The organism is Stutzerimonas sp. NM35, assembly GCF_054604355.1.
Window position 1 is genome coordinate 3,446,005 of the sequence record NZ_CM137728.1, and the last position, 22,051, is coordinate 3,468,055.

General features: G+C 64.3%; 20 protein-coding genes. 16 read left to right on the top strand and 4 right to left on the bottom strand.

Going from position 1 to position 22,051, the window contains the following annotated elements; all coding sequences use genetic code 11:
- Positions 1-10 precede the first annotated feature (10 nt).
- The 9 genes from rfbB (at position 11) to dctM (ending at position 10,188) form a co-directional block, all read left to right on the top strand.
- On the top strand, positions 11-1,084 hold the full coding sequence (gene rfbB / locus ACYCFC_RS15880; RefSeq protein ID WP_181084605.1) for a dTDP-glucose 4,6-dehydratase: 1,074 nt from the start codon (positions 11-13) through the stop codon (positions 1,082-1,084).
- Positions 1,081-1,953 (top strand): glucose-1-phosphate thymidylyltransferase RfbA, encoded by an 873-nt coding sequence (rfbA, locus tag ACYCFC_RS15885; protein WP_312254359.1) that lies wholly within the window; start codon positions 1,081-1,083, stop codon positions 1,951-1,953. Before rfbB ends, rfbA begins: the two co-directional genes overlap by 4 nt.
- On the top strand, positions 1,950-2,495 hold the full coding sequence (rfbC, locus tag ACYCFC_RS15890; protein ID WP_459652200.1) for a dTDP-4-dehydrorhamnose 3,5-epimerase: 546 nt from the start codon (positions 1,950-1,952) through the stop codon (positions 2,493-2,495). Before rfbA ends, rfbC begins: the two co-directional genes overlap by 4 nt.
- Positions 2,492-3,412 (top strand): dTDP-4-dehydrorhamnose reductase, encoded by a 921-nt coding sequence (gene rfbD / locus ACYCFC_RS15895; RefSeq protein WP_459652201.1) that lies wholly within the window; start codon positions 2,492-2,494, stop codon positions 3,410-3,412. The genes rfbC and rfbD overlap by 4 nt, the downstream gene beginning before the upstream one ends.
- A 63-nt stretch (positions 3,413-3,475) precedes the next feature.
- Positions 3,476-5,275 carry a sensor histidine kinase gene (locus ACYCFC_RS15900; RefSeq protein ID WP_181084612.1) on the top strand — a complete coding sequence of 600 codons (1,800 nt, stop codon included), beginning with the start codon at positions 3,476-3,478 and terminating at the stop codon, positions 5,273-5,275.
- A gap of 5 nt (positions 5,276-5,280) precedes the next feature.
- Complete coding sequence (locus ACYCFC_RS15905) at positions 5,281-6,666, top strand: sigma-54-dependent transcriptional regulator (protein WP_181084614.1); 1,386 nt, start codon at positions 5,281-5,283, stop codon at positions 6,664-6,666.
- A 367-nt stretch (positions 6,667-7,033) separates the two neighbouring features.
- On the top strand, positions 7,034-8,026 hold the full coding sequence (locus tag ACYCFC_RS15910) for a TRAP transporter substrate-binding protein (RefSeq protein ID WP_181084616.1): 993 nt from the start codon (positions 7,034-7,036) through the stop codon (positions 8,024-8,026).
- Positions 8,027-8,278: 252 nt separating this feature from the next.
- The gene (locus tag ACYCFC_RS15915; RefSeq protein WP_181084618.1) at positions 8,279-8,908 is read left to right on the top strand and encodes a TRAP transporter small permease; all 630 of its coding nucleotides are present in this window, start codon (positions 8,279-8,281) and stop codon (positions 8,906-8,908) included.
- Positions 8,908-10,188, top strand: coding sequence for a C4-dicarboxylate TRAP transporter large permease protein DctM (gene dctM, locus ACYCFC_RS15920; protein ID WP_181084620.1), 1,281 nt, complete (start codon positions 8,908-8,910; stop codon positions 10,186-10,188). Before ACYCFC_RS15915 ends, dctM begins: the two co-directional genes overlap by 1 nt.
- Positions 10,189-10,249: 61 nt before the next feature.
- Here dctM and ACYCFC_RS15925 read toward each other — a convergent pair whose 3' ends face one another.
- Complete coding sequence (locus ACYCFC_RS15925) at positions 10,250-10,858, bottom strand: 2OG-Fe(II) oxygenase (protein ID WP_181084622.1); 609 nt, start codon at positions 10,856-10,858, stop codon at positions 10,250-10,252.
- Between the two features lie 97 nt (positions 10,859-10,955).
- On the opposite strand from ACYCFC_RS15925, the gene ACYCFC_RS15930 reads away from it, so the two are divergent.
- Positions 10,956-11,717 (top strand): hypothetical protein, encoded by a 762-nt coding sequence (locus ACYCFC_RS15930; protein ID WP_459652202.1) that lies wholly within the window; start codon positions 10,956-10,958, stop codon positions 11,715-11,717.
- A gap of 110 nt (positions 11,718-11,827) precedes the next feature.
- Here the strand turns inward: ACYCFC_RS15930 and bipL are convergent, their stop codons facing one another.
- Entirely contained in the window at positions 11,828-12,766 is a 939-nt protein-coding gene (gene bipL, locus ACYCFC_RS15935; RefSeq protein ID WP_459652203.1) for a phospholipase BipL, read from the bottom strand.
- Positions 12,767-12,854: 88 nt separating this feature from the next.
- Between bipL and ACYCFC_RS15940 the strand changes: the two genes are divergently transcribed.
- The 6 genes from ACYCFC_RS15940 (at position 12,855) to ACYCFC_RS15965 (ending at position 19,461) form a co-directional block, all read left to right on the top strand.
- Positions 12,855-13,418 (top strand): DUF6436 domain-containing protein, encoded by a 564-nt coding sequence (locus ACYCFC_RS15940; protein ID WP_459652204.1) that lies wholly within the window; start codon positions 12,855-12,857, stop codon positions 13,416-13,418.
- A gap of 154 nt (positions 13,419-13,572) precedes the next feature.
- Positions 13,573-15,609: a TonB-dependent receptor plug domain-containing protein gene (locus ACYCFC_RS15945; protein ID WP_181084629.1), complete on the top strand. Its 2,037-nt coding sequence runs from the start codon at positions 13,573-13,575 to the stop codon at positions 15,607-15,609.
- Positions 15,610-15,612: 3 nt separating this feature from the next.
- Positions 15,613-16,608, top strand: coding sequence for an ABC transporter substrate-binding protein (locus ACYCFC_RS15950; protein WP_181084631.1), 996 nt, complete (start codon positions 15,613-15,615; stop codon positions 16,606-16,608).
- The gene (locus ACYCFC_RS15955) at positions 16,605-17,396 is read left to right on the top strand and encodes an ABC transporter permease (protein WP_181084633.1); all 792 of its coding nucleotides are present in this window, start codon (positions 16,605-16,607) and stop codon (positions 17,394-17,396) included. Before ACYCFC_RS15950 ends, ACYCFC_RS15955 begins: the two co-directional genes overlap by 4 nt.
- Positions 17,393-18,214 carry an ABC transporter ATP-binding protein gene (locus tag ACYCFC_RS15960; RefSeq protein ID WP_459652205.1) on the top strand — a complete coding sequence of 274 codons (822 nt, stop codon included), beginning with the start codon at positions 17,393-17,395 and terminating at the stop codon, positions 18,212-18,214. Before ACYCFC_RS15955 ends, ACYCFC_RS15960 begins: the two co-directional genes overlap by 4 nt.
- A complete protein-coding gene (locus ACYCFC_RS15965; protein WP_459652206.1) occupies positions 18,208-19,461 on the top strand; it encodes an NnrS family protein in 1,254 nt (417 codons plus the stop codon). The genes ACYCFC_RS15960 and ACYCFC_RS15965 overlap by 7 nt, the downstream gene beginning before the upstream one ends.
- 346 nt (positions 19,462-19,807) lie before the next feature.
- Here ACYCFC_RS15965 and ACYCFC_RS15970 read toward each other — a convergent pair whose 3' ends face one another.
- Positions 19,808-20,782, bottom strand: a complete 975-nt coding sequence (locus tag ACYCFC_RS15970; protein ID WP_459652207.1) for an IS110 family RNA-guided transposase — start codon at positions 20,780-20,782, stop codon at positions 19,808-19,810.
- A gap of 380 nt (positions 20,783-21,162) precedes the next feature.
- Positions 21,163-22,047: an ABC transporter permease subunit gene (locus ACYCFC_RS15975; RefSeq protein ID WP_459652208.1), complete on the bottom strand. Its 885-nt coding sequence runs from the start codon at positions 22,045-22,047 to the stop codon at positions 21,163-21,165.
- Between the last annotated feature and the right edge of the window lie 4 nt (positions 22,048-22,051).

Here is a 22,051-nt window from a genome sequence, read left to right on the forward strand (position 1 = left end):
TCCACCCATCATGCGTATTCTCGTCACCGGCGGAGCCGGTTTCATCGGTTCGGCCCTGATCCGTCATCTCATTCGCGACACCGGGCACAGCGTGCTCAACCTGGACAAACTCACCTACGCCGGCAATCTCGAATCCCTGGCGCACGTGGATGGCGATACGCGCTATCAGTTCCTGCAGGCCGACATCGCCGACCGCGAGCGGGTCAGCGAAGCGCTGCTGGAGTTCCAGCCGGACGCCATCATGCACCTGGCCGCCGAATCCCATGTCGATCGCTCCATCGACGGTCCGGCCGAGTTCATCCAGACCAACATCGTCGGCACCTACCAGTTGCTGGAAGCTGCCCGCGCCTACTGGCAGAGCCTGCCGGAAGGCCGTCGTGAAGCCTTCCGCTTCCATCACATTTCCACCGACGAGGTGTACGGCGACCTGCACGGCGTCGACGACCTGTTCACCGAGACCACGCCCTACGCGCCCAGCTCGCCCTATTCTGCGAGCAAGGCTTCGTCCGACCATCTGGTCCGTGCCTGGCAGCGCACCTACGGCCTGCCGGTGCTGATCACCAACTGCTCGAACAACTACGGCCCCTATCACTTCCCCGAGAAGCTGATCCCGCTGGTGATCCTCAACGCGCTGGATGGCAAGCCGCTGCCGGTCTACGGCGACGGCGCCCAGGTGCGTGACTGGCTCTACGTCGAGGATCACGCCCGTGCGCTGTTCAAGGTGGTCAGTGAAGGGAAGGTCGGCGAGACCTACAACATCGGCGGCCACAACGAGCAGAAGAACATCGACGTGGTGCGCGGCATCTGCGCGCTGCTGGAAGAGCTGGCGCCGAGCAAGCCCGAAGGCGTGGCGCGCTATGAAGACCTGATCACCTTCGTCAAGGATCGCCCCGGCCACGACCTGCGCTACGCCATCGATGCCGGCAAGATCGAGCGCGAGCTGGGCTGGGTCCCGCAGGAAACCTTCCAGACCGGCCTGCGCAAGACCGTGCAGTGGTATCTGGACAACCTCGAATGGTGCCGTCGCGTACAGGATGGCAGCTATCAACGTGAGCGCCTCGGCGCCCTGGAGAACATCGCATGAAGGGAATCATCCTCGCCGGCGGCTCCGGCACCCGGCTGCACCCGATCACCCTCGGGGTATCCAAGCAGCTGCTGCCGATCTACGACAAACCCATGGCCTACTATCCGATCTCGGTGCTGATGCTCGCCGGCATCCGCGAGATCCTGGTCATCTCCACACCACAGGACCTGCCGCAGTACCGCAACCTGCTGGGCGACGGCAGCCAGTTCGGGGTCAGCTTCAGCTATGCCGAGCAGCCCTCGCCGGACGGCCTGGCCCAGGCCTTCCTGATCGGCGAGCAATTCATCGGCGACGATTCGGTGTGCCTGATCCTCGGCGACAACATCTTCCACGGCCAGCATTTCACCGAGAAGCTGCAGCGCGCCTCGGCGCAGAAAAGCGGCGCCACGGTGTTCGGCTACTGGGTCAAGGACCCCGAGCGCTTCGGCGTGATCGACTTCGACGAGAACGGCAAGGCGCTGTCCATCGAGGAAAAGCCGCAGCAGCCCAAGTCCAGCTATGCGGTCACCGGTCTGTACTTCTACGACAACGACGTGATCGAGATCGCCAAGTCGATCAAGCCCTCGCCGCGCGGCGAGCTGGAGATTACCGACGTCAACAATGCCTACCTCAGGCGTGGCGACCTCAACGTCGAGCGCTTCGGTCGCGGCTTCGCCTGGCTCGACACCGGCACCCACGACAGCCTGCTGGAAGCCTCGCAGTACGTGCAGACCATCGAGCATCGCCAGGGCCTGAAGGTCGCCTGCCTGGAGGAAATCGCCTACCAGCACAAGTGGATCGACCGCGAACAGCTGCTGCGCCGCGCCGATGCACTGGGCAAGACCGGCTATGGCCAGTACCTGTTCAAGATCGCCGGGGAAAACCCATGAAGGTCATCGAAACCAGCATCCCCGATGTGCTGATCATCGAACCGAAGGTCTTCGGCGACGCGCGTGGTTTCTTCTACGAGAGCTTCAACGCCGCAGCCTTCGAGGCGGCGACCGGGCTCACGCGCAGTTTCGTCCAGGACAACCATTCCAAGTCCCAGCGCGGCGTGCTGCGCGGCCTGCACTACCAGATCCAGCAACCCCAGGGGAAACTGGTGCGGGTGGTGGCCGGCGAGGTGTTCGACGTGGCCGTGGACCTGCGCCGCAGCTCGCCGAGCTTCGGGCGCTGGACCGGCACCCGCCTGAGCGCCGAGAACCAGCGCCAGCTGTGGATTCCCGAAGGCTTCGCGCATGGCTTCGTGGTCCTCAGCGAGAGTGCCGAGTTCCTCTACAAGACCACCGACTACTATGCGCCGGAGCATGAGCGCAGCCTGCTGTGGAACGACCCCGAACTGGGTATCGAATGGCCCATCGACGAATCGCCGCAGTTGTCCGCCAAGGACATCGCAGGCAAACGCCTGAGTGAGGTTGAACTTTTTCCATGAAGATCCTGGTCACCGGCAGCAAGGGGCAACTGTCGCAAGAGCTGCAGCTGGCACTCGCCGGTGAAGGAAAGGTGCTTGCACTCGGTCATCAGGCCCTGAACCTGGCCGAACCGGAGCAGATTCGCCAGCAGGTTCGCCTGCTGCGTCCCGACCTGATCATCAACGCGGCGGCCTATACCGCCGTCGACTCCGCGCAGAGCGACCGCCAACAGGCTTTCGCGGTCAACGCCACAGGACCCGGCGTGCTGGCGGAAGAAGCAGCACGCCTCGATGTCCCGCTGATTCACTATTCCACCGACTACGTATTCGATGGACGCAAGCCCGCGCCTTATCAGGAACATGATCAGACTGCGCCGCTGAGCGTCTATGGCGAGAGCAAGCTGGCCGGCGAACAGGCCATCCAGGCTGTCGCTGGCGAGCATCTGATCCTGCGCACCAGCTGGGTCTATTCGCTGTACGGGCGCAACTTCCTGCTGACCATGCAACGCTTGATGCAGGAGCGTGACGCGCTGTCGATCGTCGACGACGAGATCGGCGCGCCGACTTGGGCCGGCAGCATTGCCACGGCCACTGCCGGGATCGTGCAGCAGTGGCGCACCGGCAAGGGCAGTCTCAGCGGCCTGTATCACCTGTCCGCCACCGGCGAAACCTCCTGGTACGGCTTCGCCTGCAGCATTGCCGAACACCTCAAGCAACAGGACCGGTTGCGCGCCAGGCTCGAACCGATTGCCTCCAAGGACTACCCGACCGCCGCCCAGCGCCCACTCAATTCACGCCTGGACTGCGCTCAGCTGCAACACGACTGGAACCTCCAGCTCCCCGACTGGGAAGCGGCGCTACAGGACTGCCTGTCCAGCCCACGCAGCCCTCAGGCCGCCGCACACGGCATGCAGGTGCAGGCTATCCAGAACGCCTGACAAGTCGTGGCTCCCAAGCAGCCCTGAGTGTGCATAATGTGCGCGAATCCCAGGCGCATCCGCATGACTCCACCCGAATCCCTCCGTCGCCCACGCTGGCGCAACCTGGCGTTGCTGACGCTGCTGCTCGCGCCGCTGCTGTGGCCGTTGCAACAGCTGGCCGAGCGCTATTACCGCAACGAACGGATCGAACAGAACCGCCAGACCCTGGACCTCTACGTCGCCAACCTGCTCGGCACCCTGCGCCAATACGAGGTGCTGCCGCGCATTCTCGGCGACCTGCCGGACCTGCGCAGCCTGTTGCGTGACAGCCAAAGCCCCGCCCTGACCGATCAGGCCAATCGCCTGCTGAACCGGCTGCGCCAGCAGACGGGTGCCGACGTCATCTATCTGATGGATACCAACGGGCTGACCCTGGCCACCTCCAACTGGGATGCCGAAGACAGCTTCATTGGCCGCAACTTCGCCTTCCGCCCCTATTTCCGCCAGGCGATGGAGGGCCAGCTCGGGCGCTTCTACGGTCTGGGCAACACTTCCGGCAAGCGCGGCTACTATTTCGGTGCGGCGGTACGCGACGATGAGGGCACTCTCGGCGTACTGGTGGTCAAGGTCGATCTGGACCACACCGAAACGCTCTGGGGCAATGCCCCCGAACAACTGCTGGTTACCGACAGTTTCGGCGTGGTGATTCTCACCTCCCGCCCCGACTGGCGCTTCCGTGCCAGCCGCGCCCTGGATGCCGAGGAACGCGAGCAGATCGCCTTCGACCAGCCCTACCCGACAATCACGCCACAGCCCCTGACGCTGGATATCGAACGTTGGCTGATCCAGAGCCGCGAACTGAAGGAAACCGGCTGGACGGTACGCATCCTCGCCCCCATCACCCTGCTCGAACGCCCGGTACGCACCGTGGTGGCCATCGGCGGCGCCACCCTCGCCGCACTGTTGCTGCTGGTCGGCCTGTGGATGCAGCGGCGGCGACATTACCTTGAACGCATCGCCCTGGATGCCAGAGCACGACAGCAGCTGGAACGCCGCGTGCAGGAGCGCACCCAGGACCTGGAGGCACTCAACAGCCGTCTCAAGCAGGAAGTCCTGGAACGTGAGCAGGCCCAGCAGGAACTGGTCCGCGCCCAGGACGAACTGCTGCAGGCCGGCAAGCTGTCGGCGCTGGGTACCATGAGCGCCAGCATCAGCCACGAGCTCAACCAGCCGCTGGGCGCCATCCGCAGCTATGCCGACAATGCCGGGGTACTGCTCGACCAGCAGCGCAACGACGAGGCGCGTGACAACCTCCGGCTGATCAGCGAACTCACCGCGCGCATGGCCTCGATCATTGCCCACCTGCGCGCCTTCGCCCGCCGCGACCGCCATGCGCCCGAGCGGGTAGCGCTGCAGCCGGCGCTGGACGATGCCCTGGCGCTGCTGGCCAAGCGCCGCCAAGGCATGGGGGTCGAGCTGATCCGCGATCTGCCGGAGGCGACCCTCTGGGTCCAGGCCGGCGAGACACGGCTGCGGCAGATTCTGTCCAATCTGCTGGCCAATGCCCTCGATGCACTGAACGAGCGACCACCGGGGCGACGTATCTGGCTGCGTGCCGAGCGACACGAAGAAGGCATCCTGCTGACCCTGCGCGACAACGGTCCCGGCTTCAGCGCCGAGGCCCTGCAACGCGCCCGCGAGCCCTTCTTCACCACCAAGACCAGCACCCAGGGCCTGGGCCTGGGTCTGGCCATCTGCGATACCCTTGCCCGCGCCCTGGATGGCGAGCTGACCCTGGCCAACCATCCCGAAGGCGGCGCCCAGTTATGTCTTTACCTGCGCAGCGCCGATCCGGGCGTGACCTTTCCGAGCGAGGACTGAACCGCATGAGCCAGATCGATTCCCGGACCCAGGTGCTGCTGATCGACGACGACCCCTATCTGCGCAAGGCACTCAGCCAGACCCTCGATCTGGCCGGCCTGCGCGTGCTCGATCTGGACGACGCACGCAACCTGACGGCGCGACTGCCGGCGGACTGGCCGGGCGTGGTGGTCAGCGATATCCGCATGCCGGGCATCGATGGCCTGCAACTGCTGCAACAACTGCAAAGCCACGACGCCGAGCTGCCGGTGCTGCTGATCACCGGCCACGGCGATATCCAGCTGGCGGTGCAGGCCATGCGTGCCGGCGCCTATGACTTTCTGGAAAAACCCTTCCCCAGCGAAGCCCTGCTCGACAGCGTGCGCCGCGCCCTGGCCCTGCGCCAGCTGGTGCTGGACAACCGCAGCCTGCGTCTGGCCCTGGCCGACCGCCAGCAATTGTCGGCGCGCCTGCTCGGTCAGTCAGCGGCGATGCAGCGACTGCGTGAACAGATCGGCGCGCTGGCCGGCACTCAGGCCGACGTGCTGATCCTTGGTGAAACGGGCGCAGGCAAAGAGGTCGTCGCCCGCGCGCTGCATGACCTGTCGAGCCGGCGCAACGGCCCCTTCGTCGCCATCAACGCCGGTGCGCTGGCCGAGTCGGTGGTGGAAAGCGAGCTGTTCGGCCACGAGGCCGGCGCCTTCACCGGCGCGCAGAAACGCCGCATCGGCAAGTTCGAATTCGCCAACGGCGGCACCCTGTTCCTCGACGAGATCGAGAGCATGAGCCTCGACGTGCAGGTCAAGCTGCTGCGCATGTTGCAGGAACGTGTGGTCGAGCGGCTGGGCGGCAACCAGACCATCAGCCTGGATATCCGCGTGATCGCCGCCACCAAGGAGGATCTGCGCCTGGCTGCCGATCAGGGCCGCTTCCGCGCCGACCTCTATTACCGGCTGAACGTCGCACCGCTGCGTATTCCGCCCCTGCGCGAGCGCAGCGAGGACCTGCTGCTGCTGTTCCGGCACTTCGGCGAAACCGCCGCCGAGCGCCACGGGTTGCCGGTTCGCGAGCTGCGCCCGCAGCAGCGTGCGCAATTGCTGCGTCATGCCTGGCCGGGCAACGTGCGTGAGCTGCAGAACACCGCCGAACGTTTCGCGCTGGGGCTTGATCTGGGACTGGATGAGTCTGGCCAATTCGCCGAAGCCGTGCCGCCTATCGGCCTTGCTCTCGGCGAGCAGGTCGATGCCTTCGAGCGCGCCCTGATCGCGGCGGAACTGGCGCGCCCGCATAGCTCGCTACGCAGTGTCGCCGAAGCACTGGGGCTGCCACGCAAGACCCTGCACGACAAGTTGCGCAAACACGGTCTAAGCTTCGCCGATGCTGGCGGAAGCTCGCCGGATGATGGCGAATAGCTGGCGGTTTTCCGCCACGACGCTCCTCGCAGATATCTTTCTTCTGCAGGAGTGCCGGCTTCACGGTAAACAACGCCTCGGAACAGGCGACGACAGCCACCCAGGCATTCGACTAAAGTTTTAGAGCCTGTAAGCTGAAAAATCCTGCACGAGGCATTTATCGGCATTTCGCTATCACAGCACAGACTACCTGCACGTATCGCTCATATCTGGCACAGTGCTTGCTCTTATCAACCCCATGAGTCGCAAGGCACGGTCGTCGTTGACGCAACGGCTTCTTCCAAGCGCCTGAACCTGCCTTGTCGACTACAGCCGAGCCGTCTCCTTCCATGGGGCGGCTCACTTTCACAACAAGAGGAAAACAACAATGTTCAAGTTGACTGCCACGGCGCTCGCCTGCGCTCTGTCCCTGGGTATTGCCGGTCTGGCGAACGCCAACCCGATCTCCATCAAGTTCTCCCACGTCGTTGCCGAGAACACGCCGAAAGGCCAGGGCGCACTGCTGTTCAAGAAGCTGGCCGAAGAGCGCCTGCCGGGCAAGGTCGAGGTTCAGGTCTACCCGAACTCCTCGCTGTTCGGTGACGGCAAGGAAATGGAAGCACTGCTGCTGGGCGACGTTCAGCTGATCGCCCCCTCGCTGGCCAAGTTCGAGCACTACTCCAAGGGAGTTCAGGTGTTCGACCTGCCCTTCCTGTTCAATGACATCGAGGCGGTAGACCGCTTCCAGAAAGGCGAAGCCGGCCAGAGCCTGCTGCGCTCCATGGAAGACAAGAACATTACCGGCCTGGGCTACTGGCACAACGGCATGAAGCAGCTGTCGGCCAACAAGAAGCTGGTCGAACCCAAGGACGCACGCGGCCTGAAGTTCCGCGTACAGGCTTCCGCCGTACTCGACGAGCAGTTCAAGGCCGTACGCGCCAACCCGCGCAAGATGAGCTTCGCCGAGGTTTACCAGGGCCTGCAGACCGGCGTGGTCAACGGTGCCGAGAACCCCTACTCGAACATCTACTCGCAGAAAATGCACGAAGTGCAGAAGTACATCACCGAGTCCAACCACGGCCTGCTGGACTACATGCTGATCACCAACACCAAGTTCTGGGACGGCCTGCCGGCTGATGTCCGCAGCGAACTGGAAAACATCGTGGTCGAGGTCACCGCCGAGGTGAACAAGCTGGCCGACGAGCTGAACAAGGCTGACAAGCAGCGCATCCTCGATGCCGGTACCACCGAAATCGTCAACCTGACTCCGGAGCAGCGTGAAATGTGGCGCGATGCCATGAAGCCTGTCTGGAAGAAGTTCGAAGGCGAAATCGGTGCCGACCTGATCCAGGCTGCCGAAGCTGCCAACAAGGCCGAGTAAGCCTTACAGGGAAGGCAGACAGAACCTGCCTTCCCTGCCCCTGGCATCGACAGATCAGTAAAAAGCGGAACATTCACGAAGGCCAGGCCCGACCCAGGTAGCGCCTGATGCGGCGCCCCGTGTCGGACTTCGCAAGTAATGGCTGGCGCTTTTTATTGCTCTGTCATACCGGTCGCCACGACCGGTTTACGGCGAACACTCAAGTCCGCTCACATCGGTACATACTGTCAATCCATACGGGAGATGTCATCCATGAACGCCCTGCGGCGCGTCTGGGACCACTTCGAGGAAGGTTTTATCGCCTTCTTGCTGGCCGCCATGACCCTGGTGACCTTCATCTACGTCATCCTCAACAACCTCTACACACTGTTCTACAACCTGGGCGACCGGTTCGAGGGCAGCGCCGACTTCTGGTTCGCTATCGGTGACTTCATCATCGGTCTGGCCCAGTCCATGACCTGGAGCACCGCGCTGACCAAGGCCCTGTTCGCCTGGCTGATTTTCACCGGCCTGTCCTATGGCGTGCGCACCGCCGGCCATATCGGCGTCGACGCGCTGGTCAAGCTTGCTCCGCGGCATATCCAGCGGCTCATCGGCATCATCGCCTGCCTGGTGTGCCTGGGTTATTCCGGGCTGCTGAGCGTAGCCAGCTTCGAATGGATCCAGGCCCTGTTCGTCGCCAATATCGGCGCCGAGGATCTGGGCCATATCGGCGTCAAGCAGTGGCATGTCGGCATGATCGTGCCCATCGGGTTCGCCATGATGTTCATCCGTTTCGTTGAAATATTCGTGCGCATCCTGCGTGGCCAGCAGACCGGCCTGGGGCTGGCTGACGAAGCCGCAGAAGCGGTCAAGCTGACCGAGCACGAGGAGCACAAGTAATGACCATCCTGTTCCTGTTCGTCGTTCTTTTCCTGCTGATGTTCATCGGCGTACCGATTGCCGTCTCCCTGGGTCTCGCCGGCTCGCTGACCATCATGATCTTCAGTGAAGACTCGGTGCGCTCGCTGGCGATCAAGCTGTTCGAAACTTCCGAGCACTACACGCTATTGGCGATTCCGTTCTTCCTGCTGGCGGGCGCCTTCATGACCACTGGCGGCGTGGCCCGTCGCCTGATCGACTTCGCCAACGCCTGCGTCGGCCATATCCGTGGCGGCCTGGCCATCGGCGCGGTACTGGCGTGTATGCTGTTTGCCGCACTGTCCGGCTCCTCACCGGCTACCGTGGCTGCGGTCGGCTCCATCGCCATCGCCGGCATGGTGCGTTCCGGTTACCCGCAGGCGTTCGGTGCCGGCATCGTGTGTAACGCCGGTACCCTGGGCATCCTGATTCCGCCGTCGGTGGTGATGGTGGTCTATGCCGCCGCTACCGAGCAATCGGTGGGCAAGCTGTTCATGGCCGGGGTGATTCCGGGCCTGATGCTCGGCTGCGCACTGATGGTGGCCATCTACATCATCGCGGTGAAGAAGAACCTGCCGGCGCTGCCGCGCGCCACCGTCCGCGAGTGGTTCTCCGCCGCGCGCAAGGCACTCTGGGGCCTGCTGCTGATGGTGATCATCCTCGGCGGCATCTATTCGGGCATGTTCACGCCCACCGAAGCCGCCGCCGTAGCTGCCGTGTACTCGGCCTTTATCGCGCTGTTCGTGTACAAGGACATGTCCATCCGCGAGTGCCCGAAGGTGATCCTGGAGTCGGGCAAGCTGAGCATCATGCTGATGTTCATCATCGCCAACGCCATGCTCTTCGCCCACGTGCTGACCACCGAGCAGATCCCGCAGGCGATCACCGCCTGGGTGATCGAGGCTGGCTTGCAACCCTGGATGTTCCTGCTGGTGGTGAACATCGTGCTGCTGGTGGCCGGGGCCTTCATGGAGCCTTCGGCGATCATCCTGATCCTGGCGCCGATCCTCTTCCCCATCGCCGTACAGCTGGGCATCGACCCCATCCATCTGGGCATCATCATGGTGGTGAACATGGAGATCGGCCTGATCACGCCGCCGGTGGGGCTGAACCTGTTCGTGGCCTCGGCGGTAACGGGCATGCCGGTCACCTCGGTAGTTCGTGCAGTCCTGCCGTGGCTGGCCTTGATGTTGAGCTTTCTGGTGGTCATCACCTACGTGCCGTGGATTTCCCTGGCACTGCCGAACTGGTTGGGCATGTAGCGACATCCACCTGCCCGCTTCCCTTTTGCCCGGCCTTGCGCCGGGCTTTTTTTCGCCCGTTTCAAAGCCCCAGGACATCCTCCGGGCGACGACGGAACCAGCCGGTAAGGGACAGACGCTCAGCTTCGGTGACCAGTACTTCATGAGGGAAATCACCCGACATGAACACCACCAGGTTGCCGGCCAACGGCGCGATATCCCGCTGCGAGCCATCGGCGAAATGCATGCGCAGCTCACCGGCATGGGCAGGCTGCCAGTCAGGATTGAGATAGAGCACGGCGGTGACGCAGCGACTGTCGTCATCGCGGAAGCGGTCCAGATGGGTCTGGTAAAAGGCGCCGGGCGGATAGAAGGCGAAATGGCATTCGAACTCCTCCAGCCCAAGGAAGAGTTCGCGGTTGAGCGTCTGGCGCAACTCGTCCATCAGTTCGAGGTAGGCATCGCAGACTTCGGACTGCCCCGGCTCCAGCCACTGGATCTGGTCGCCACGGATGCCTTCGCGCACCGCCTGCGCCTCACCACGCCCGACCCCCGCCGGTGCCAGCGCACCTTCGGCCTCGCGTCTGCGGCACTCGTCGGCCAGCTTGTGGGTCACAGCACTGGAAAGAAAGGAACTCTGCAGCGACCAGCCGCGTTCAGCCAGGTCATCGATGATGGTTGAGAACTGCAAGAAAGTGACTCCGAAGGGATACTGAAAGAGTCTAGCAGCGCCTCGACAAGCATGCTTCAGGCGCCGAAAATAAACCGCCCGCCAGACAGGAGCTTCCATGCGCGCCCTTATTGCCTGTGTATTACTCGCCTTCAGCCTGAACAGCCTGGCCGACAACTATGACGAGCTCTACGAAACTGCCGGCTGGACCGAGCAGCGGGGCAACTTCAGCGATGCCCTGATCGCCGCCCAGCAGCGCTACAAGAACAGCCTGCCACCGGCGGTCTACCAGGCGCTGGTAACCAACAGCAATAAACGCTTCGCCGCCGATGCCATCGACCGACGCGCCAAGCAGGCGCTGCGCCATTCTCTACAGGACCCGCAACCCGCCCTGGAGTTCTTCCAGTCGCCGCTGGGCCACAAGATCGTCGCTGCCGAAACCCTGGCCGCCCGCAAGGAACAGCTGGCCCGCTATGAAAACGGCCTGCCACGCATGGAAGCCGGCAGCAATCGGCAACTGCTGATTCGCCATCTGGCCCAGACGCTGCCCGCCGCACAGGCCGGCGCCGAGGTCAGCCTGGCACTGGCCGGTGTCGCCGCGGACAGCCTTAGCCAGATGATTCCCGGCCTGCTCGGCGGCAATCAGGCCCAGGGGTTGCTGGACAGCCAGCGCGCGCGCCTGCAGCAGCAGATCGAGGCCGACCTGGACAACACCCTGCTGTATGTCTATCGCGGCCTGTCGGATGTGGAACTGGACGAATTCGTCACCTTCACCCAGTCATCCGCCGGCAGGGATTATTACCAGGCGGCGCTGGAAACCCTGCGCGCCGGACTGGCCGTTGGCCTCAGCGGCACGGATATCCAGGCGCAAGCCCGGTAGCCCGTAGGGCCGAACGAGTTATATCCAGGCGCAGCCGGGCAGCCGAACCTGTAGGGCCGAATTCATTCGGCCACACCACAAGGCCGAACGAGTTCGGCCCTACGAGACGCTCATTTCAGCCGTTCGCTGAGAAACTCGAAATACTGTCGGCGCAGCGCTTCGCTTTCGTTGACCAGGTGATGCCGCGCTTCGGGCAGGCGCAGGATTTCCGGGGCGGCGAACTTGTTTTCCAGCACCGGCAGGTTGTGCTGCCAATCGACGGTCATATCGGCTTCGCCCTGAACGATGATCGGGCTGTGGCTGCTCGGCGTGGCGCCTTCGATACGCGGTATCCAGCGCGACAGCGCACCGACCCAGGCCGTGGGCAGGATATCCGGTTGCAACGGGTCGCTGCGCTGGACGAAATCGAGAAAGGCCGGATCGCCGGAATTGTCGGAAAACGTCCGGGGAATCTGTTTGACGAACCGCCGCATCACTTCGTAACTCAGCCGCGACCAGCCCCAGGCACGCGGTCGCACCAGTGGCGCAAGCAGGATGCTGCGGCCCAGGTTAGGCTCCTGCGGCTGGCTCAGCAGATGTTCGAGGACAATCGCCGCCCCGGTACTCTGCCCCAGCAGGTGCCAGGGCCGCGGCAACTCCAGCTTCGCCGCCTCGCGCAGCAACCCTTGCAGCACGGCCTGGTATTCATCGAATTCGTTGATGCTGGCACGCGCCCCGCTGGACAATCCATGCCCCGGCAGATCGCAGGCCAGCACGGCAAAACCCATCCGCAAACCCCACTCCACCACATGCCGGTACAGGCCCATATGGTCGTAATAGCCATGCAGGATCAGCAGGCTCGCCACCGGCTGTTCGGGGCGCCAGAGCTGGGCCACTACCTCGTAGTCATGCACGCGAAAACGTCCCAGCCGGCGCTGCACATCGCCCAGACCGGGTATGTCCAGGCCGTAGTAGGACTGGTAGAACAGCGCGTCCGCAGTGAGGAAAGCGTCATCACCAAAAGGGCTCAGTTGGGCGCGCAGTGAGTCGGGATCAATTCGCGAAGGCATGACGGGGTTCTGGCTCGGATTGCATGGAATATTCAGCTCTGCGGTGCAACATGGCAAGCTAGGCGGGCTTTTCACGCCGAGCGCCAACATGCCCATACGCAGCAAATACCTTATCGTCAGCCTGGCCCTGTTGCTGGGAGCCGGCGCCATGCTGTCCGCCTACCTGTGGTTCGAGGCGCGCTACCTGCGTACCTTCGACGGTGAGCGCAGTGAACTCTTCAATGGCGATGCGCTGCAGCTTCCCGCCGAACTGCAAGGGCCGGGGCCGGTGCGCTTCGTGCATTTCTGGGACCCCGGCTGCCCGTGCAACGTCGGCAACCAGCAGCATCTGCAGGAGTTGCTGCAGCACTTCGCCGGCCAGCCGGTGGAATTCTTCGAGGTCCGCAAACCCGGCAGCAAGGGCCGCCTGCCCCAGCAACTGGCAGCGCTGCAACCCCTCTCCGGGCTGACAGGCGCCGAGCACCTGCCGGCCAGCCCGGCAGTGGGCATCTGGGATCGCAATGGCGAACTGGCCTATATCGGCCCTTACAGCGAAGGGGCGGTATGCAGCTCGGACAACAGTTTCGTCGAGCCCATCCTCGAAGCCCTGCTGGCCGGGCGCAAGGTCCGCGCCACCCATTCGCTGGCGGTGGCCTGTTTCTGCGACTGGTAGCGATAACAGGCCGTTGAAAACGACCTGATAACCGCAACGGGGCATGACATCGGTCAAACTTGATCGCAATCAAATGATAACTATTTTCATCTAAAGGAAAATCGACCCCATCCACCGGCACCTCATCGCCGGCATCCATTCAGGGAGTCGCTCAATGATTTTCCGTCTTCACCCTCTGGCCCTGGCCTGTCTCGCCCTCGGCACCACCTCCGCCCTCGCCGCCCCGCTGGAGCTGCAGGAAACTGTGATCACGGCCAAGGGTTACCAGGCCGCGACCCAGGACATCCCACAAGCCATCGAAGTGCTGGAACCGAGCGCGACCCACGGCACCGAGCCCCTGGGCAGCCTGTTCCGTGGCAAGCCGGGCCTGGCCGTGCACAGCGATGGCGCCTGGGGCCAGAATCCGGTGCTGCGCGGCATGAAGAAGGAAAGCACCGTGCTGATGGTCGATGGCGTGCGCGTCAACTCGGCGCAGCCACAGGGTTCGCTGGCCTCCTTCCTCGACCTCGGCCTGCTGGAGCGCGCCGAGGTGGTCAAGGGACCAAGCTCGGTGCTCTACGGCAGCGGCGCCATGGGCGGCGTGGTCAACCTGATCACGCCCGAGGCGCGCTTTACCGAGCAGGCGCAACAGGGCGGGCGCTTCGGCCTGTCCGCCAGCAGTGTCGATGAAGGCTTCAACGGCGCCGTGCTGCTGCGCGATTCCAGCAGCGATCACGCACTGGTGCTGGGCGCCGCCGGACGCAAGGCCAACGATTACGACAGCCCCAGCGGCACCGAGCAGCGCACCGGCTACAGCTCCGACAGCCTGCTGCTCAAATACAAGCAACGCCTGAGCGACGACGTCAATGTCAGCCTCAACGTGCAGCGCCATACCGACCGCGACGTCTGGTATCCCGGATCGACGCGCCCCGCCCCCTCGGCGCTGATCGGCCAGACCACCATCCACTCGCCGGAGCAGCGCCGCGAGCTGTATCAGCTGGGGCTGGAGAACCGCCTCGGCGAAGGCACGCTGAACACCGAGGTCTACCGCCAGGAGGTCTACCGGGAAATCCGCGCCTACTCGTCGAACCTCGACCGCAACCAGGTGCGCAACGACGTCAGCTTCATCACCCACGGGCTGCGCACCTCCTATCTGGTGCCGGTCGGTTCGCATCTGCTCACCGTCGGCGGCGAAGGCTGGAAGATGACCGGCGATCCGGAGCGGCACATGCACAACAACCCGCCGCTGTTCAACAACGACCTGCGCAACGACCCCTTCAAGGATGGCGAAGTCAGCTCCTACGGTCTGTTCGTGCAGGACGAGTTCGAGCTGGGCCGCACTGCCATCGTCGCCGGCGCCCGCCTTGATCGCGTCAGTGGCGACGCCAAGCAGAAGGGCGCCACACAGACCAGTGGCCTCAGCAGCAGCGACAACAACCTGTCCTGGTCGCTGGGCGCCACCCATCCGCTGTCCGATGCCCTCAACCTCTACGCCAACGTCGGCCAGGCCTACCGCGCGCCCGACCTGCGCGAACGCTTCGAGGATGCCGCGCGCGGCGATGGCTACTACCACATCGGCAATCCCAAGCTGGATCCCGAACGCTCCACCAGTTTCGAGATCGGCCTCAAGGGCCACGGCAGCGACTTCGACTATCGCCTGGCGGCCTTCCATACCCGCATCGATGACTACATCGCGGGTCGGGTGACCAACGAGCCTCCGCAAAGCGGCCTGCCGGTCAAGCGCACCGGCAACCTCGACGAAGTGGTGATCTACGGCCTCGAAGGCGGCGCCAGCAAGGCCGTCGGCGCCTTCGTGGTGGACGGCAGCTTCACCTGGCTGCGCGGCAAGAACAAGCAGGACAACGAACCGCTGTACCAGATGCCCGCCCACGAGCTGACGCTGGGCATCGGCCAGCCCGCCGAGCGTGGTTTCTACTGGCATGCCCAGTTGCGCGCCGTGGCCGAGCAGGACCGTGTCGCCACGCGCTTCTCCAACGGCACCGAGGATGAAACCTCCGGCTTCGTCACCGCCGATGCCAGCCTCGGCTGGGGTTTTGGCAAGGTCGGCGTATTGCAGACGGTCAATCTTGACGCCAGGCTGAGCAACCTCTTCGACAAGGCGTACCATGAGCACCTCGCCGACGGCGTCAGCGGCAACGAACTGGAAGCGCCGGGCCGTGGCATCACCCTGGCATTGAGTGGGAGTTTCTAAATCATGCATATCGCCATCCGCCTGTTGCTGACCTTCCTGCTGCTCGTCAGCGGGCCGGTCATGGCGGAGAAACTGCCGCGCCTGGTGCTGGCCGGCCCCTCGTCCTCGGTGTCCAACCCGCTGATCCACATGGTCGAATCCGGCGCGCTGGACGATCTCGCCGACAAGGTCGAATTCGTCAGCTGGCGCGACCCGGACCAGTTGCGGCTGATGGCGCTCAATGGCCAGGCCGACGTGCTGGCCATGCCGGTCAACGTCGCCGCCAACCTCTACAACCGCGGCGCCAAACTGCGCCTGCTCAACGTCTCGACCTGGGGCCTGCTCTGGCTGGTGTCCCGCGATCTCGGCCTGACGCGCATGGCCGATCTGCGCGGCAAGGAAATCACCATGCCGTTTCGCGGCGACATGCCGGACATCCTCTTCGGCCTGCTGGCCGAGCGTGAAGGCCTGGACGTGCGCAAGGACCTGCGCCTGCGCTACGTCGCCACCCCCATCGACGCCATGCAGCTCTTGCTGATGCGCCGCACCGACCATGCGCTGCTGGCCGAGCCGGCCATCTCCATGGCGCTGCGCAAGGCCGATTCGGGACCGCTGAGCCTGGTCGCGCCACAGCTGCACCGCAGCATCGACCTGCAACAGGAATGGGGCCGGCTGCTGCAACGCGAGGCGCGCATTCCCCAGGCCGGCATCGCCCTGATGGCCAGCGTCAAGGACAACCCGGCCATCGCCACCCGCATCGCCAGCGCCTATGCCGAATCCCTGCAATGGTGCGGCGAACAGGCCCAGGCCTGCGGAGAAATGGTGGCCAGACACCTGACCATGCTCAGCGCCGAAGCCATCACCGACTCGCTGGGCGTGGCGCAGATGCAGGCCGTACCTGCCGTGCAGGCGCAGGCAGAGGTCGAGTTCTTCTTCGAGCAGTTGCTGCAGAAGAACCCGGCCCTGATCGGCGGCAAGCTGCCGCCAGAGGACTTCTATACCCCCGCGGCGACGCCATGAACCTGCTGCGCAGCTGGCTGCGAGGGCTGCCGGGCTATCTCTGGAGCGGCTGGGGCGCACTGTCCAGCCTGTTCCTGCTGCTCGCCCTGTGGGACGCCGGGGCGCTCTACTACGGATCACTGGTGCTGCCCTCGCCGCTGGAAACCTTCGCCCGTCTGCAACAGCTGATCGCCGAAGGCAGTGCCTGGCCGGAACTGCTGGCCACCGGACGCCGCGCCCTGCTCGGCTTCGTGCTGTCGGTGATCGTCGGCAGCGCGCTGGGCCTGGCTGCCGGCGTGTCGATGACCGCCTCGATGATGTCGCGCCCCCTGGTCACGGTGCTGATGGGCATGCCGCCGATCGCCTGGCTGGTGCTGGCGATGCTCTGGTTCGGCGCCAGCGACGGCACGCCGGTGTTCACCGTGTTCATCGCCAGCTTTCCGCTGATCTTCGTCGGCGCGCTGCAGGGCACCCGCACCCTGGACAACCAGCTCAAGGACATGGCCCGCGCCTTTCGCCTGCCACGGCGCATGCTGTTCTTCGATGTCTACCTGCCGCATGTGGTGTCCTACCTGTTCCCGGCGTGGATCACCGCGCTGGGCATGTCCTGGAAGGTGGTGGTGATGGCCGAGCTGCTGGCCACCCAGGACGGCGTCGGCGCCGCCCTAGCGGTATCCCGTTCGCACCTGGACACCAGCGCCACCATGGCCTGGATCATCGCCGTGGTGGGCCTGCTGCTGGCGGTGGAATACCTGCTGCTGGAGCCGATCAAGCGTGAAGTGGAACGCTGGCGCGAGGTGTCGGTATGACGCAACTGACCATCAGCGGTCTGGCCCATGCCTTTGGCCGCGACGAAATTCTGCAGGGCATCGGTCTCGACCTGGCGGCGGGCGAAGTCGTCGCCCTGGTCGGCCCTTCCGGCTGCGGCAAGACCACGCTGCTGCACCTGTGCGCCGGCCTGCTCGATGTGCAGGAAGGTCGCATCGACAACAGCTTCCAGAACCCCGCCTGCATGTTCCAGCAACCGCGCCTGCTGCCGTGGAAAACCACCGTCGACAATATCGCCCTGGGCCTCAAGGCTCATGGCATGCCGGGTGGCGAACGCCTGCGCCAGGCCGAAGCGCTGGCCTTGCGCCTGGGCCTCGCCCGTGGCGATCTGGGCAAGTTTCCGCACCAGTTGTCCGGCGGCATGCAGAGCCGGGTGTCGCTGGCCCGCGCGCTGGTGCTGCAACCGGACCTGCTGCTGCTCGACGAGCCCTTCGCCGCGCTGGATATCGGCTTGAAGGAAGAACTCTACGCGCTGCTCACCACCGAGCAGGCCGCCAGGGGCATGGGTGTGCTGATGATCACCCACGACCTGATGGAAGCCGTGCGCCTGGCCGACCGCATTCTGGTGATGGCCGCCGAACCGGGGCGCATCGTCAGTCATCTGGCGCTGCAACTGCCCGCGTTGCAGCGCAGCGATGCCTGGATCTACCAGCACACCGCCGAACTGCTGCAACTGCCCGCCGTGCGCCAGAGCTTCGGCCTGGTTACGCGAGCGCAAGCGCCGGAGGCGCCGACAACAGCGACCATTCACGAAATGGCCCCCGCCTCCACCTCCGCCAGGGTGCGCTCACGATGCTGACTCCTTCCGCCAATCGCCTCGCGGCCTGGCCGCTGCTGCTGTGCAGCTTCCGCCCGCTGTTTCTAGTGACCGCGCTGCTGGCGGTGCTGAGCATCGCCTTGTGGCTGGGTTTTCTCGGTTTCGGCCTGGCGCTGCCGGCGGTGCCGGGCGGGCCGCTGGTGTGGCACGCCCACGAACTGCTGTTCGGCTTCGGTCTGGCGGCGGTGGCCGGTTTCGTACTGACCGCCGTCCCGGAATTCACCGCCACCGCCGCCTTTGGCCGGCGCGTCGGGCTGGCCTTCGTGCTGCTGTGGCTGTTGGCACGCCTGAGCTTCTGGCTGTCCGGCCTGCTCGGCCCCTGGCCAGCGGCGCTGTGCAACGTCGCCTTCGCCCTGGCCCTGCCGGTATTGCTGACACCACGCCTGCTGGGCGATCCGCTGCGCCGCCAGTGGGGCTTCTTCGGCGGCCTGAGCGCGCTGGCGCTGGTGGCGATCGGCTTCCAGCTCGACGTGCTGCGCGGCCTCTACCCGATGCGCTGGCTGCATGCGGCGGTCGGGGTGATGATGGTGCTGATCGTGGTCGCGATGAGCCGTATCTCCATGCGCATCGTCAACGATGCCATCCAGGCCCGCCGCGATGCCGGCCACGAAGTGGACGACGACTACCGTGCCCGTCCACCCCGGCGCAATCTGGCGATCTTCTGCATCACCCTGTTCAGCCTCGGCGAATGGCTGGCCCTGCCCGGTGCGCTCAATGGCTGGCTGGCCTTGGCCGCCGCGGCAGCGGTGTTCAACCTGCTCAATGACTGGCATGTCGGGCGCGCCCTGCTGGAGCGCTGGTCGCTGATGCTCTACAGCGTCTACGGGCTGATGGCGCTGGGTTATGCGCTGCTCGGCATCGCGCAGCTGTCCGGGGATTTCGGCGCCAGCGCCGGGCGCCACCTGCTGACGCTGGGCGCGATGGGCATCTCGATTCTCGCGGTGCTGTGCATCGCCGGTCGTACCCACAGCGGCTATGCGCTGGATCAGCGGCGCTGGGTGCCGTTGGCGACCCTGGTGCTGGTGCTGGCGGCATTGCTGCGCGCCGCTGCCGGTATGCCCGGCATGCCAAGCGCGGCGCTGAACCTGCTGGCCGGCCTCGGCTGGCTGATCGCCTTCGCCCTCGCCTGCCGCTATCTCGGGCCGATCTGGCTAAACCCACGCCCGGATGGCGGGCAAGGCTGCGAGGAACCGCTGGAAAGCGAAGGCACAGGCGGCTGCAGGGTGTAGGAAGGGCGGGGACGCCGAGTCCATGTCCGCGAAGGGCTGTTGTAGGTCGGGTCACGCTTCACCGACCCGACAGGCGAGCGGCCAGGCGCGTTGAAGGCTGAGCGGTCAGGCATGGATGGCCGCATCACATCGTCGAATTACGCCTTCGGCTAATCCGACCTACAAAGGCCGGCTCTGCGCTGGTGTAGGTCGGGTCACGCTTCACCGACCCGACAGGCGAGCGGCCAGGCGTGTTGAATGCTGCGCGATCAGGCATGGATGGCCGCATCACATCGTCGGATTACGCCTTCGGCTAATCCGACCTACAAAGGCCGGCTCTGCGCTGGTGTAGATACCGTCTTGCCCCTCACTTCGCAATAGCGAGTTCGGGGTTGAACGGTTCGCCGGATTTCAACACGCCATAGGCGATACAGAGCAATTTACGCATCGCCGCGCAGACGATCTGTTTGCCGGCTTTACCTCTGGCTTTCATCCGCTCGACCATTGCCCGAATGGCAGGGTTACGGCTCATGGACGTAATGGCTGGCATGTAGAGCCCCGCGCGCAAGCTGGCCGACCCCATACGGGAAATCCGCACATGCCCTTTGAGTATTCCCGAGTCCTGTAGCTTGGGATTGAGCCCTGCAAAAGCGGTGACCGCTCGGCTGCTGCCGAAGCGTTGAATGTCCCCCAGTTCAGCCAGCAGAAGCGCTGCTGTCCGCTCAGCAATGCCGTCGATGCTCGAGAGCAGGTCACGCTGGCCGCGCAAGTCATCGTTGTCGTCGAAATGCTGCTTGATCGCTTCCAGCGTCTCGGCGATTTGCTGGCGTAAATGTTCAAGAACCGACTCGATCGACGCCTTGACCTTGGTCTCGCGGGTCACGTCCAGGCGGTTCTGTTCCATCTGCTCCAGCTCCTGAAGATCCTTCAGGCGATGCACCAGGGCCTTGAGGCGGCGAATGGACGGTGGATCAGGCTGCCAAGCACGCAGCTTGGCCTGATGCAGGCTGCCATAATCGGCAATGAGCTTGGCGTCGACCTTGTCGGTCTTCACCCGCTGCAATTGGCTGCGGGCGTAATAGGTAACTTGGGCCGGGTTGAGGACGCACACCCGGTAACCTCGCGCGAGCAGCCATTCGGCCAGGGCTTCGTAGTAGATGCCCGTCGCCTCCATGACGACCCATGCCTGCGGCTCGGCGTACTTGAGCAGCCATTGCTGGAACACCTCAAAGCCTGCTGAGTCATTGGTCAGCTTGCCTTTGGTGCGGTGCTTGCCGTTGCTCTGCAAGGTTGCGATGTCGAATGTGTGTTTGGCGATGTCGACGCCAACGACTATGGCCATGGTTTTCCTCCTCAGTGAACGGATAGATCGTCACTGCATCCGTCCTACCTTGCTAATGCGAGCTCGTGGCTCAAGATACCGTTCGGACTTACTGGATGAGTGCGGAGGAGTGCAGCGTTATCTACGTCACAAGCTCGAAGCTTAAGGGCGGGTACTACTTGCACTCTCTCCCCCGATGATCAGCCGGGGACTATCGCCTCCTGAAAGGCTGCAGTCGAGATACAAGGTCGGGTCACGCTTCACCGACCCGACAGGCGAGCGGCCAGGCGTGTTGAATGCTGCGCGATCGGGCATGGAGGATCGCATCACACCGTCGGATCGTCGGATTACCCCTTCGGCTAATCCGACCTACAACAGCCTTCACCTCAGATGCTTTCCGCTCAGCTATGCGCCGGTGGTGGCATCATCACTTTGCGTTCGGCACCCTGGTCGGCATCCAGCTCCAGCGCCTGCTGCATCGCTCGCACGCGGCGCTTCTCCGCGCGCCGGGTGAGATACCAGGCGATAAAGGTGAACAGCGACACGGTGAGCAGGATCAGGCTGGCGACGGCGTTGATCTCCGGCTTCACGCCCAGGCGCACGGCGGAGAAGATTTCCATCGGCAACGTGGTCGAGCCCGGTCCGGAGACGAAGCTGGCCAGCACCAGGTCGTCCAGCGACAGGGCGAAGGACAGCATGCCACCAGCGGCCAGCGAAGGCGCGATCATCGGCATGGTGATCAGGAAGAACACCTTCCACGGGCGCGCACCGAGATCCATCGCGGCTTCCTCGATGGACAGGTCCAGCTCGCGCAGGCGCGCCATCACCACCACCGCCACGTAGGCCGAGCAAAAGGTGGTGTGAGCGATCCAGATGGTCACCAGCCCGCGCTGCGCCGGCCAGCCCACCAGCTGCGCCATGGCCACGAAGAGCAGCAGCAGAGACAGGCCGGTGATCACCTCGGGCATCACCAGCGGCGCCGTGACCAGCCCGCCGAACAGGGTGCGGCCACGGAATACCGGGATGCGCGTCAGCACGAAGGCAGCCATGGTGCCCAGCGCCACCGCGGCGATGGCGGTGTAGAAGGCCACTTCCAGCGAGCGCATCACCGCGCCCATCAGCTGCGTGTTGTCCAGCAGGCCGATGTACCACTTCAACGACCAGCCGCCCCACACCGTCACCAGCCGCGAAGCGTTGAACGAGTAGATGACCAGAATCACCATCGGCAGGTAGATGAACAGCAGCCCCAGCATCAGGATCAGATTGGAGAAGCTCCAGCGCTTCATAGCG